This window comes from Streptomyces changchenzhani (assembly GCF_039766235.1).
GTDB lineage: Bacteria > Actinomycetota > Actinomycetes > Streptomycetales > Streptomycetaceae > Streptomyces.
This window is the reverse complement of the sequence record NZ_JBDHNH010000004.1, coordinates 298706-311600: the sequence shown is the minus strand read 5'-3', so window position 1 is coordinate 311600 and position 12895 is coordinate 298706. Positions and strand designations below refer to the sequence as shown.

The following is a 12895-nucleotide window of genomic DNA, read 5'->3' as shown; positions in this document are numbered from 1 at the left end:
GCCCCCCACACCCTCGGGCCCGATCACAGGACAGAGCGGCGCTGCCCTGCCGATGCTCCATGGCGGCCTTGGGCCCGCGATACGTTCCGCTGATGACTACTGACTGGCGTACGGACCGGATCGGGAGCGCACTGAGGGGCGAAAACCCAGCTGTGTTACGTCGCCTGGACGCAGGGTTCGCGGTGATGGGGGACGTTCAGTTCCTGCCGGGATACTCGGTGCTTCTGGTGGATCAACCCGAGGTGCGGAGACTGTCGGATCTGCCACGGGAGAAGCGGCGCTCCTTCCTGTCCGACATGGACACACTGGGCGAAGCGGTGGAGCGGGCCTGTGGCCGTCTGGACTCCGCTTTCCGCCGGGTCAACCTGGAGATCCTCGGCAACACCGACGGATTCCTGCACGCACATGTGTGGCCACGGTTCGAGTGGGAGCCACCGGGTCTTGCGGGATTGCCGGTGTGGCTCTATCCGCGTGACAGATGGACCAGCGAGCAGTTCGCGCTCGGGCCCCAACATGGCCCGCTGCGGGGGGCGATCGGTGACGAACTCGACCAGCTGCGCCGGACACCGTCCACCGGGTTGAACTGAGGGCTGCCGGGCCGGGCGCGGGCCGCTCTCACCGCCGACGCGCCGGGCGGGAGGCGAAGGCATCGACCCCGGTGAGTTCGGCGGAGAGCGTCCAGAGTCGGGCGGCCCGCTCCGGGTCGGTGGCCCAGGCGTTCACTCCGCTTCCCAGCACCGTGTCCGGGTCGGCGGGCTCGGCTATGTCACAGTCCTCGCAGTACACGCCGCCCACGCCGGTCAGCTGTGCGGAGGTCGCTGCCCACACCTGGGTGGCCGCGCCCTGCTCGGGTGTCTTCCAGCCGCCGTTCGTCGGACTGGCGCTGATCATCTCCACCAGGTCTGTCACTTCCTGCTGGGACATATGACGGGCGAGCTGCGTGGCGATCGTGCCCGGGTGCACCGAGAACGCCCTCACTCCGGCGTCGCGGCCCAGCGTGTCCAGGTGCAGGGCAAACAGAGCGTTGGCCGATTTCGCCTGGCCGTACGCCTGCCACTTGTCGTAATCACGCTCGAAGTGCACGTCGTCCCAGTGGATGTCGGAGAGCTGGTGTCCGTTGGACGACACCGACACCACTCGTGCGCCTCCTCGCTCGATCGCCGGCCACAACCGGTTCACCAGTGCGTAGTGACCGAGGTGATTGGTGGCGAACTGGGCCTCCCAGCCCGGACCGACCCGCGTTTCCGGGCAGCCCATGATCCCAGCGTTGTTGATCATCAAGTCGATGGTGCGGTTCGTGGCGAGGAACCGCTCGCTGAAGGCCCGCACACTCTCCAGGTCCGCCAGGTCCAGCTCCTCCACCTCCACTCCCCCGATCCCGTCCACCGCCTGGTGGGCCGTGGAGGGGCGCCGGGCGGGGACGACGACGCGGGCTCCCGCGCCGACGAGGGCCCGTGTCGTCTCCAGGCCGAGTCCCGAACTGCCGCCGGTCATCTGATGGTGACCCGCCAGACCAAGGCCGGCAGGGGAACGGCGTCCACCGCCTATGTCAGTCACGTCCTCGACGCCTGCGGATTCCCACCTCGCATGATCCGCTGCACTCGGTTGCTCGACCTCGTCAACACAATGGACCCCAAGCTTGGTTGCCGCCGCGTTCGGCATGGACCCCGAAGCAACCATGATCTATCTCGCCGACTATGTCGACCCGGGCCGCCTGCCCGACCCAGACCCTCCAGCCACACGACAGTCTTCAGCAACTAAGACGAGACGGAATGCTCCTGGTCCCATTCCCTGACCGCCCTCACTGAGTCCAGCAGGTCGCTCACCTCCATGCCCTCGCTTCGATCGGCGTCAGGCAGGCCGGAGTTCGTAGACGTAGAGACCGCGGTCGCCGCCGACGGCGAGCCCCTTGCTGTCCGGCCGCCAGCTGCAGGACCGGAGCGGGCCCTCGGTGCGCTGAGCGGCCACCACCTGTCCGTTGGCGCTGTTCCACACTCGTACCGTGGCGTCCTCGCCCGCCGAGGCGATCCAGCGTCCGTCCGGGGAAGCGGCCACCGCGTGCAGCGGGCTGCCGCTGCCGGCGCGCAAGCCACGATGGGCGCCGGTCCGCGGGTTCCACAGGTGTACGGTCCCGTCCCTGCCCGCGCCGAAGAGCCAGCATCCGTCCGGTGAGACGGACAGTGCGAGCACCGCGCCGTTCCCGCCGGTCAGCCGGGTCGACCGGGTGAGAGTGGCCACGTCCCAGACGGTTACCGCCCCGTCGCTGCCGCCGCTCGCCAGCCAGGCCGCGTCCGGGGACACCACGACCGAGCACACCGGGCCGTCGCAGGTCAGGACAGCCTGGGACTCGCCCGATTCGGGGTCCCAGAGCCGTACCGTGCCGTCATGGCCCGCGCTGGCCAGCCAGGAGCCGTCCGGAGCTGCCGCCACTCCGTTCACGAGGCCGCTGTGGCCGTCCCCAGTGGCCTTGACGCGCCCGGCGGCGAGGTCCCACACAGCGATCGTGCCCCAAGGCCCGGGGCTGGCCAGCCAGGAGCCGTCGGGAGCGAAGGCCAACCGTTGCCCGCCGTGCGCTGCCCAGAGCTCTTCGTTGCTTTCGAGCGTCGGAGAGGCGGCACCGTCCTCCGCCCCGTAGAGCCGAACAGTGGCGGCGTGGCCCAGCGTGGCCACGCGCGACCCGTCCGGTGTGTACGCCACGGCTGTTACGGGCAAGGCTCGGGTGTCGACCGGCGCCACCTCCCGCTCGGGCGGGGTCTCCCACAGCCTTGCCACGCCGTCGCGGCCGACCGTGGCCAGCCAGGAGCCATCCGGGGCGACGACTAGGTCGATGACGGCATGCGTGTGCCCCGTCACCACCGCACGGCAGCGTCCGTCGGACAGGTCGAGCAAGCGCACGAGCCCATCTTGGCTGCCCACGGCGCACCAAGTGCCGCAAGGAGCGATGGCCACCGCCGTAACGGTGCCGGGGTTGCGGGTGAGGAGCGTGGAGGACTCCTGGGACCTTATGGGGGCCTGGTCGCCGAGGTCCCACCGGCGGACTTCACAGCCGATGTCCGCGGTGACAAGGAAGTCCTCACCCGGGGAGAAGGCCACGGCACACGCGGCGCCCGAGGTCACGAACGTCTGCGCCGCCGTTGTGTGCGCAGCCGTATCCCACAGGCGAACGCCGCTACCGGGCCCGGCAGTTGCCAGTCGGCGACCGCCCGACGCGACAGCCAGCGGTCGCCAGGCCGCCGCATGCCACTGGTGAACCTGGTCGCCGGGCCCGTCGGACGGCGGCGGGCGGCCGTCGGGCCCGACAGGCAGCGGGTCCCGCACGCTGCTGAGGAAACCGGGCTCCTGGCCCAGGGTGACGACGGATGTGCCGTTCTCCACGTGCACGAACCCGCGCGCGTCCGCCGCCGCGCACCAGCTCCCGTCAGGTGCGGCTGCCACATCCCGCACCTGGCCAAGGGCGGTGAACAGTGTCTCGGCCGGGGGTCGGCCGAGCGGGTCGAGGCGACGGACGGAGCGGCCGACACCGACGATCAGCGAACTGCCGTCAGGGCCGGGAACCATGGCCCGGACGATTCCCGGACCGGCCCGCTCCCGCGCGAGTACGGCGCCTGTCCCGGGGTCTCGGACGACGACTTCGCCGCCGGAGTCGCCTGTGGCCACCCATGTTCCGTCCGGTGCGATTGCCACCGACCGCACCGCTTTTCGCGGGGCGGTGAGGGTGCGGAGCAGTGCGGGGTCCGGCAGGTCGGGCAGCGGCCAGTGGTTGGCGAGCAGCGGGCGGAGGGCCGGGTGCGCGGCCTGGCGAACGGCGATCTGCCGGTCCCAGTGGGGGAGTTCGGCCAGACGACTGTGCAGGACGGCGGTCAGGACCCTGTCGGATTCCATGGGGGCGAGCAGGTGGGCGACGCGGGCGAGGTCGCGGGCCAGGGCGGCCGCGGTGGCGGTGGCGGTCGGGATACGGGCGAGGTCGCTCAAGGGGGCGGTGGGGCCGCGCTGATGGAGGCGTGCCTCGACCCAGCGGATATCGCCTGCGATCTGTTCGGCTCGGCCGGTCTGCCCGGCGGCCAGCAGATGTTCGATCACGTGGTCCAGAAGGTAGCCGTGGTCAACGGCGAACCAGTCGGCCGGGAGGGCGGCGTCCACCAGGACAGCGTTCAGACGTTGCAGCTCGGTTGCCCCCAACTCCTCGCGCAGGTAGTCGCGGAGTACGTCGTGGAGAGTGATCCGCCCGCCGTCCTCCGGGCTGAGGGCGACGAGGGAGAGGCGGTCCAGCTGGGCGCACAGGTCTCGTGCCTGCACCTCGGCGAGGCCGCCCGTGGCCTGCCACAGGTGTACGACGATCGGTACGGGGACGGATTCGTCCTCCACGAACACGGCCAGCTCCGCCAGGCGCCGGGCACCGCCGTCCGGGAGGAGAGTGGTGCCGGCCTCGATGGTCGCCCGGACGGCACGGGACCGGCGGGCGGGGTCGTCCAGGTCGAGCGGCTGGGGCGGGGCCTCCCCGGTGGCAGGGCCCTCTGTCCGTAGCCCTTCCAAGGCCGCCCGGGCGGCGACCGCCGCATCGGCTCCGGTGGCGATCTGCCGGGTGATCAGGCGGTTCGTCAGCCGCAGCAGCAGTGCCCATCGGCCGGTGGCCCACAGCAGACCGGCCACGGTCTCGTCCGGCAGCTCGGGCAGGTCCCAGGTGAGAACCGACCGGGCCTGCTCGGGAGACATCTCGTCCACCCGAACCCGCCCGGCGCCGTCCGGCAGGAGGTCCGGCACCCGTGTTGTCACCAGCCGCACGCAGTTCCGGCCACCCCGCAGGAAGGGTGCCAGCTGTTCGGGCTCCCACACATCGTCCAGCACGAGCAGAGTTCGTGGCCGCCGTTCCAGCAGCCGCCCCAGATGTTCACCGGCCCGGTCCGGGTCCTCGAAGGCGGTGGCGTCCCCGGTAATGAAGGCCGTGGCCTCCGCCACCTTGGCCGCGATCGCCGACCTTCCCCGTACGTCCCGGCCAATGGTGACCGTATAGACCCGTCCCCGGAACCGGCGCCGTACCCGCCGGTGTGCGCAGACGAGCGTGGCGAGCGTGGTCTTGCCGAAACCGCCCGCACCCTCCAGGGCGGTGGTGATGCCCACCGCCTCGGCCCTGCGTCCGCACACGGCGGCCACGGCCAGGCGGCTCTCCGCGCGGTCCACCACCCAGGCGGGGACGGCGGGCGCGCCGGGTGGGGGCGGGTCCTGAGCGGATGCCGAGGGGCCGCCACTGATCAGCGCCGCGATCACGGACAGCGCCACGGCCCCGGCGCCGAGCGCGCCCACCCAGGGCCAGGGGTCGGCCCGGAGTACATCGAGGACGCCCGGCCAACGGTCTTGCGCGGTCGCGGCGTTGGCTGCGAGTGAAGCCAGCACGGCGACTACGGCGGTCAGCGCGGCCGCCAGGCATACTGCCGCCGACTTCACTGCGCGCCGCATGTCCCACCCCCTGACGCAGGAGGCTACCGCTTGCAGTGCACTGTCCTGGTGGGTGGTCGGCTCGTCGGCGATTGCTGTGCCGTGGTGAGAGCGCTTGCTGTAGGGCGGGTCGACGGCCGGTGCGACAAGTGGTTCCAAAGCGTCGGCCACAAGTAGTGGCTCGCCTCCCGGTCGATGTTCGTGGCCAGCCATTCGAGCGGGAGCCGCTGATTGAGCTCCAGATCTGATACTGCCGCTTCCCGCCCCAGCAGCGTCGTCGAGTCGACGACGACCGCGTGATGGTCAGCCGGCCGGAACCCATGACCTTTCGGCGCCACCTCGCACAGGTTCGCCGGAACATGTGCGCTTTGCCGAACGACTCGTTCGAAGCGATCGCCACGGAGTTCTTCTCCTCACGCTCGGTCAGCACACGAACACCGAGTCCGGGCCCACCCCGGCCTGCCGCCGGATCTCGGGTCGATGCTCCTTCACATAGACACGGACCATGGGATACGAGATGTCGTCCGCCCCGTGCCCTCGACCAGCCGGTCGAAGATCCTCTGCGCGGTGTGCCGCTGCTTCCGCGGGGAGTCCAGGTCGGCACACAGCATCCCGTCGATCAACGGCCGGCAAGAGTCGAGCCGGGACTCCTTGCGCCGCTGCTTCTTCCGCGGCTCAGGCCACTGCCCGTCCAGGGCCCGTCGCACGGTTCTCCAGGACACGTTGTGCGTCGGCTGAAGAGAACGCTGCGACAGACCCAGCACATGGTCACGTCGGATCGCAGCGTACAACTCGACCTTGGACTGCGGCATACCCATCAGGCCCCAGCGGCAGAAGCACGCCCCAGCGTCCCACCGCAAGCCCTCAACTGACATCACAATCTCGGTCAGACGCCGACTTCCACAGTCACGTCGAAACGACTCCCTCAGTCATCGCCATAACCATCTTCCCGACCGGGGACCAATCCGCCGAGCCGGTGGCTCCGAATGAAGGGCGTGAGGATCTCAGGTTCAAATCTGGTGCGCGGCGGTCTTGCCGCGCTGAGCGGTCTGCTTTCCGGCTTCACCGCGCTCGCCGTAGCCGAATTGGCCTCGGCGGCCGTCCGGCCGGAGGCAGGCCCTATTACGGCGGTGGGCGGAGCAGCGATCGACCGTACGCCGGCCGCCGTGAAGGACTGGGCGATCCGTAATTTCGGTGAGGACGACAAGCTCATCCTCCAGCTCGGCATCCTTGCGACGCTTGCCGTCCTGGCGCTTGTGCTGGGCGTGGTGGCGCTGCGCTATCGGCGGATCGGTTCGGCCGGTGTCCTGATGTTCGGTGTGGTGGGTGCGGCGGCGGCAGTGAGCCGCCCCGATTCGACGGGTTTCACGGACGGGCTGCCGTCCCTGGCCGGCGCGGTCGCGGCGGCCGCCCTGCTCTACGTTCTGATCGGCAGGCTCACCGCGCCGCGACGCCCGGTCGTGGAGGGCGAGGAGAGCGGCTGGGACAGGCGAGGCTTCCTGATCGCGGCCACGGCTGCGGCGGTGGCGTCCGCCGGCGCCGGTGTTCTGGGCCGGACTCTGAACGGCCGGCGCAGTGAGAACGCGGTCGCCTCGCGGGCCGGGGTGTTGCTGCCGCAGCCCGCTTCGGCTGCCGCCCCCATTCCGTCAGGCGCCCAGCTGCGCGTCCCCGGCATCAGCTCCTTCACCACCCCCAGCAAGACGTTCTACCGGGTCGACACGGCCCTGGTGGTGCCGAAGGTCGATGCCAACAGCTGGCGGCTTCGTATCCACGGCAAGGGTGTGAAGCGTCCGCTGACCGTCACCTTCCAGGATCTGCTGGACCGTGAGCTGATCGAGCGGGACATCACTTTGACCTGTGTCTCCAACGAGGTCGGCGGGCCGTATGTGGGCAACGCGCGCTGGATCGGCGTGCGGCTGTCGGATCTGCTGAAGGAGGCGGGAGTCAAGCCGCCGTCCAGGGGTGGACCGGCCGATCAGCTGGTGGCCAGGTCGGTGGACGGCATGGCGCTCGGCACCCCGGTCGACGACGTCATGGACGGCCGCGACGCGATGCTCGCGGTCGGCATGAACGGCGAACCGCTGTCCTTCGTCCACGGCTTCCCTGTCCGGATGCTCGTCCCCGGCCTCTACGGATATGTCTCCGCCTGCAAGTGGATCGAAGACATCGAACTGACCAACTTCGACGACTACGACGCCTACTGGGTCAAGCGCAAGTGGGCCCGCAAGGCCCCGATCAAGACCCAGTCGCGCATCGACACTCCCAAGCCCTTCGGCCGGCCCAAGGCGGGCACCGTCATGGTCGGCGGCGTGGCCTGGGCCCAGCACCGTGGCATCGACCGGGTCGAGATCCGTGTCGACGACGGCCCCTGGCGACCGGCCGACCTCGCCGCCCAGGACACCGTCGACACCTGGCGGCAGTGGTCCTTCCCCTGGAAGGCAACCCCCGGTGGCCACACGCTCACCGTACGAGCCACGGACCGTATGGGAGAGGTCCAGACCGAAAAGCGCACCAAGACCGTCCCGGACGGGGCGAGCGGCTGGCACTCGGTGGTCGTGACCGTCGACTGACCTGCCCCACCCGGGCCCGACCCGGGCTCCTCAGACCTTCATTCCGTTACGCATTGTTATGACGTCACAACAAGGAGATACCATGAACACTCTTCGCATCCGCCGCGCCGCCATCGCGGTTGCCGCCGCCGCAGTCCTTCCGCTGTCGCTGACGGCCTGCTCAAGCGACGACGGCTCCGACACCAAGGCCGACTCGACGCCGACCGCCGCCGAGGAGAAGACGACTCCGCCCGCCGACGACGCCACCATGACGGACAAGCCCTTCGGCGCCGCCTGCGCCGGCGTCCCGGCCGACGGCGCGGGCAGCTTCGACGGCATGGCCAAGGACCCCGTCGCCACCGCCGCATCGAACAACCCCGAGCTGTCCACCCTGGTCACCGCCGTCAAGAAGGCCGGCCTCGTCGACACACTCAACAACGCCGAGAACATCACCGTGTTCGCGCCGACCAACGCCGCCTTCGCGAAGATCCCGAAGGCCGACCTCGACAAGGTCCTCGCCGACAAGGCCACCCTCACCAAGATCCTCACCTACCACGTCGTCGGTGAGAAGCTCGCCCCCAAGCAGCTCGAAAAGGGCACCTACCCCACCCTCCAGAAGAGCACCCTCACCACCGCGGGCTCCGGCGAGTCCTACACCGTCAACGACACCTCCAAGGTCGTCTGCGGCAACGTCCCCACCGCCAACGCCACCGTCTACATCGTCGACACCGTCCTGATGCCCAAGTAGTCATGGGTTTCCGGGGGTGGCATGGACAGCACGCCACCCCCGGAGTTCAGGTCCGGCCCTCCGGCACCCCTGGTGCCGGCCAGACCGCTGGGTGGCCCGAGACGGGTCACCCAGCGGTCTGGCTGTGTTTCCCCTCCGGAGCAGTGAGTGCTCGCGCGGGTGCGGCTTCGAGGCTGCCCTCACAGCCTCGAAGCCGCCGCTTCCCTCACGTAGTTGATTCGTCGCGAAGGCGTATACGGATTGGTGGTCCGGCTCCTCGCATTCCATGAAATGGGTCGGCCGACCCATCCGCGAAGCCATCGGCTACGAAGAACGTAGGAGAACAACTTTCAAAGGTCGGCATTCGCTCACCTTTATCGCTCGGAAGGGTTCCGCATGGGTGACCAATACCGCCCGCCTCTCCCCCTGTTCTCAGCCCAACTGAAAGGCGATCGGTGATCGGGATCGCACGTATGGGAGACCCGCCGCGGGGCGGGCCCGAGATGGCCGATGTCATGGCCCGCGTCGCGGGCGGTGACCAGGAAGCCTTTTCCACCCTCTACGACTCGATCGCCGGACCCGTTTACGGTCTGGTACTCAAAGTTCTGCGTAATCCGTCCCAGTCCGAGGAAGTGGCGCAGGAAGTCCTGGTCGAGGTATGGCGTACGGCTTCCCGATTCCGTCCGGAACAGGGCAGCGTCACATCCTGGGTGATGACAATGGCACATCGCCGTGCCGTCGACCGCGTCCGCTCCGAACAGGCGGCCACGGACCGAGAGCAGCGCAACGCGCATCGCGAGCACACCCCCGACTACGACACGGTCAGCGAAGAGGTGACGATCCGGCTGGAGAGCGAACAGGTCCGCCGGTGCCTACGTACCCTGACCGAACTGCAGCGTCAGGCCGTGACACTCGCCTACTACCAGGGCTACACCTACCGGGAGGTCGCAGCCTCTCTGTCGACACCCCTGGGAACCGTCAAGACACGTCTGCGCGACGGGCTGATCCGGCTTCGCGACTGCATGGGAGTGGACGCATGATCGAGGAACACATGCAGGCGGCCACCGGCGCCTACGCCGTGGACGCGCTCCCGGACGACGAACGTGAGGCATTCGAACGCCACCTGCTGGACTGCCCGGAATGCGTACAGGAGGTACGGGAGCTGACGGCCACCGCCGCCCGTCTGGCAGCAGCCGTCGCCGCCACGCCGCCCCCCGAGATGAAGACACAGGTCATCACCTGGATCCAGAACGTACGCCAGCTCCCCCCTCATGTGACCTACGCCGATGCCACGCACCGCGTGGCGAACGCCCGCGGAAGACATGCGCCCCGCCTCATCCTGGCGGCGTGCGTCGCGGCAGCCACCCTGCTGGCGGGCGGGGCCGCCTGGCAGTTCCAGGAGGCGCAGCAAGCCGAACAGCGGGCCCAGCAGGTCTCCGCGAAGGCAGCGGACATGACGCGGGTGCTGACCGCTTCGGACGCCCGTAGCGCGACCGGCAGTGTCAAGGGCGGGGCACGGGCCACGGTGATACTGTCCCGCAGCCACAACAGCGCCGTCTTCCTGGCGTCCGGCCTTCCCGAACTCCCCCACGACCAGACGTATCAACTGTGGTTCGACGACGCCGGCTCAATGCGGACGGCAGGCCTTGTCGGACACGACGGCGGCCGGATGATGGAGGGGGACGTAGGGGCGGCCACCGGAATAGGAGTCACGGTCGAACCCGCGGGCGGCTCCCCCGAGCCCACCACCACACCCCTGACACTCATCACGCTGCCCGCCTGATGCGACCCGGGCCGCCGTCGGGCGGCGATGCCCGCAATCCGCGCACCACCGGACAACACCGGTCCGGGGCCCGCATTGCTGGGCCACGGACCGGATGGAACTGCCGAGGTACGTGCACGTCACCTCGTGGCGCCGGTACGGAGTGCCGAGGCCATGCCCCCGGCACCCCTTATCTCATGTCAGGTGCCGGACTTCCGCCCGTAGACGAACACGTCGTCCCCGTTCTTCAGCCTGTCCCAGTACGCCTTGGCGTCAGCGGTCCGCATGTTGACGCAACCGTGCGAGCCGGGCTGCGACCACACGCTCACACCGACCGAGTGGAAGGCCTGGCCCCCGTCGAAGAACTGGCTGTACGGCATGCTCACGTGGTAGATCGACGACACGTGGTTCTTGTGGCGCCAGTAGACCTTCTTGGCGCCGGTACGGGTCTCGTAACCGTTGCGGCCGGTACGCACCGGCACCGGGCCGTACTTCAGCGTGGCGCCGTCCTGGATCCAGCTGATCTGCAGCGTGAGATCGACGCAGGCGATGCGGCCCTTGTTCGTGGGGCACCTACCGCTGCGGTTCGGCTTGTTGCCGACGGCCTTCTGCCGATTCATCAGGTCCATCACCTTCCAGGTGACGGGCCCGGCGTAGCCGATGTTCGGGCTGATCCCGTGCTTGGTCTGGAAGGCCTTGGTCGCCTTGCAGTCGGCGGCGGACTGCCGCCCGTCAACCGGCCGGCCCAGGAACCGCTCCACCTGCTTCTGGTTCGGACCAGTCTGCGTCGTACATGAGGCTGCCGCGGCGCTCCCCCCGCCGGCCACCACCGCTGCGGGCGCCAGCAGTCCCACGACTGCTGCCCCCACGACCATTCTGCGCCGTCTGTCCCCCATGACATTTCCTTTCGGTTCTGTGTCATGGGAGACAGTAATCGGGCCGCAATGGTTGCACCGCGGACCGCGCGCGTTCGGACCGTAGGCGTTCGGGCCGCACGGCCCGCTGCCGTCCCGCGCGGGACGGGGCCGGGCGCGAGAAGCCCTGGACATCCCGCCGAACCAGGTGAATTACGCCCGGCGTCAGCGCGTATCGCCGTCCCAGTCCCACCTCCGGGGGTCCGTCGCGCGTGGTAGGTACAGCGCATGGCCGCCCGGCCCGAAAGCTCCGATCTCGGTGCTCAGCGCGGCCCCCTCGCGCATCTGCGCATCTGTCCAGTCGGTGACGTCCAGCAGCAGACCGTCGAGCGGCCCGGCGACCAGCTCGCGATATTGACGCCCCGGTTGCGGCCCGGGGTCCGGGTCGTCGTGGTCCGCGCCGTACACCCGGCCCCGCATCAGCTCATCCATGCCTGCCAGCATCCCAGCCACCACTGACACTCACCCGGCGGCGACGGACTGTCATACCGTTCCTAATCAGTGAGCAGGAGTGAGTGTTGGACCCACGCCCCGGCACTGCGCGCATCCCGAACGGTTTTGGATGCACTGGTCCCCCGCGTTCCCTCTTCTATCCCCGCTCGGCAGCGTGCATCGTGTGCACGCAGCGTGACGGGTGGGCGGGTTCCCCCACGCCCTCGGTTATCCGGTCTGGCCTGGACGGTCCGATGCCCGTGCCGATCACTCTGGTCGTCGCGGGGCGGTGCCGTCCGTCGCCGGATCGGGTACCCGAGGGCGCGCCTGCCAATGGCGAGTCGTGGTTCGGTGCGGGGTGGTCAGCGGCTTGCGCCCGTGCTGGTCTCCCCACATCGAGGTGTAGGCCGGGTCCACGGCCACGATGCTGGAACGCGATCTTGGAGACCAGGACGTAGCGTCCGTGCTTGGCGTTCGCCAGGTCGGCGAGCGGGGCCGGGAACTTGATGGACACCTCGCCGTCGGGGGTGACGCGGATCGTCTCGTTCCCGTAACGCTTCCCCGACTCCCGGTCGCCGGCGAGGAACCAGCGCTCGGCCTCCCAGCGTTCCCGCCACTCAGCCTCGGTGAGCTGCGCGGCTTCGAGGTTGTGCCGGTTGCCCAGCAGCTTCCGGCCGCCACGCACGACATGCACGACACCCGCCTCCCGGTCGGCACGCGCCACGTCGAGGCGGTGTTCCAGGACCGCCAGTCGGCGGGACTTGTTGAACCACTCGCCCTTCGAGCGGTAGCCGCCCACAGCGGAGCGAACTGACTCACGCCCACTTCCCACGCTAGCTTCCCGCACCCTGCGCCCCGTCGGCCGGCGCCCGGAACGCTCCCGAACAGCTGCTGCCCCGGGCTCCGGCCACCAGCTGCCGAAAGCTGTCATTTCGACCCGCTCGACGATAGGTTCGGTGCTTTTGTGCGGCTCAATTGCTGAGCAAATCGCGACATCTGTTCACTTTGCCGCGCTTCGAACTGCTGTTATCTTTGCGTCACTTCGCAGCGCGACTCTCCGTAACACTTACACCCGAGA

At 69.3% G+C, this 12895-nt stretch carries 10 protein-coding genes and 1 pseudogene; 5 read left to right on the top strand and 6 right to left on the bottom strand.

The window, feature by feature from the left end:
- The first annotated feature begins 92 nt into the window (after positions 1-92).
- Complete coding sequence (locus ABCR94_RS15685; RefSeq protein ID WP_347119912.1) at positions 93-587, top strand: HIT family protein; 495 nt, start codon at positions 93-95, stop codon at positions 585-587.
- Positions 588-615: 28 nt separating this feature from the next.
- Here ABCR94_RS15685 and ABCR94_RS15680 read toward each other — a convergent pair whose 3' ends face one another.
- From ABCR94_RS15680 to ABCR94_RS15670, 3 genes are all read right to left on the bottom strand, one after another.
- Positions 616-1494 carry an oxidoreductase gene (locus tag ABCR94_RS15680; protein WP_347119911.1) on the bottom strand — a complete coding sequence of 293 codons (879 nt, stop codon included), beginning with the start codon at positions 1492-1494 and terminating at the stop codon, positions 616-618.
- A 357-nt stretch (positions 1495-1851) separates the two neighbouring features.
- Positions 1852-5454: an NB-ARC domain-containing protein gene (locus ABCR94_RS15675; RefSeq protein ID WP_347119910.1), complete on the bottom strand. Its 3603-nt coding sequence runs from the start codon at positions 5452-5454 to the stop codon at positions 1852-1854.
- A gap of 467 nt (positions 5455-5921) precedes the next feature.
- The gene (locus ABCR94_RS15670; protein WP_347119909.1) at positions 5922-6245 is read right to left on the bottom strand and encodes a hypothetical protein; all 324 of its coding nucleotides are present in this window, start codon (positions 6243-6245) and stop codon (positions 5922-5924) included.
- Positions 6246-6419: 174 nt separating this feature from the next.
- Here ABCR94_RS15670 and ABCR94_RS15665 point away from each other — a divergent pair, with 174 nt between their 5' ends.
- The 4 genes from ABCR94_RS15665 (at position 6420) to ABCR94_RS15650 (ending at position 10492) form a co-directional block, all read left to right on the top strand.
- Positions 6420-8003, top strand: a complete 1584-nt coding sequence (locus ABCR94_RS15665; protein WP_347119908.1) for a molybdopterin-dependent oxidoreductase — start codon at positions 6420-6422, stop codon at positions 8001-8003.
- A gap of 82 nt (positions 8004-8085) precedes the next feature.
- Positions 8086-8730: a fasciclin domain-containing protein gene (locus tag ABCR94_RS15660; protein ID WP_347119907.1), complete on the top strand. Its 645-nt coding sequence runs from the start codon at positions 8086-8088 to the stop codon at positions 8728-8730.
- A 452-nt stretch (positions 8731-9182) separates the two neighbouring features.
- Entirely contained in the window at positions 9183-9749 is a 567-nt protein-coding gene (locus tag ABCR94_RS15655) for a sigma-70 family RNA polymerase sigma factor (RefSeq protein WP_347119906.1), read from the top strand.
- Complete coding sequence (locus tag ABCR94_RS15650; protein WP_347119905.1) at positions 9746-10492, top strand: anti-sigma factor; 747 nt, start codon at positions 9746-9748, stop codon at positions 10490-10492. Before ABCR94_RS15655 ends, ABCR94_RS15650 begins: the two co-directional genes overlap by 4 nt.
- Before the next feature lie 179 nt (positions 10493-10671).
- Here the strand turns inward: ABCR94_RS15650 and ABCR94_RS15645 are convergent, their stop codons facing one another.
- From ABCR94_RS15645 to ABCR94_RS15635, 3 genes and pseudogenes are all read right to left on the bottom strand, one after another.
- The gene (locus tag ABCR94_RS15645; protein ID WP_347119904.1) at positions 10672-11367 is read right to left on the bottom strand and encodes a L,D-transpeptidase family protein; all 696 of its coding nucleotides are present in this window, start codon (positions 11365-11367) and stop codon (positions 10672-10674) included.
- A 183-nt stretch (positions 11368-11550) separates the two neighbouring features.
- On the bottom strand, positions 11551-11817 hold the full coding sequence (locus ABCR94_RS15640) for a hypothetical protein (RefSeq protein WP_347119902.1): 267 nt from the start codon (positions 11815-11817) through the stop codon (positions 11551-11553).
- 62 nt (positions 11818-11879) lie between these two features.
- Positions 11880-12652, bottom strand: a pseudogene (locus ABCR94_RS15635) (hypothetical protein); the annotation flags it as partial.
- Between the last annotated feature and the right edge of the window lie 243 nt (positions 12653-12895).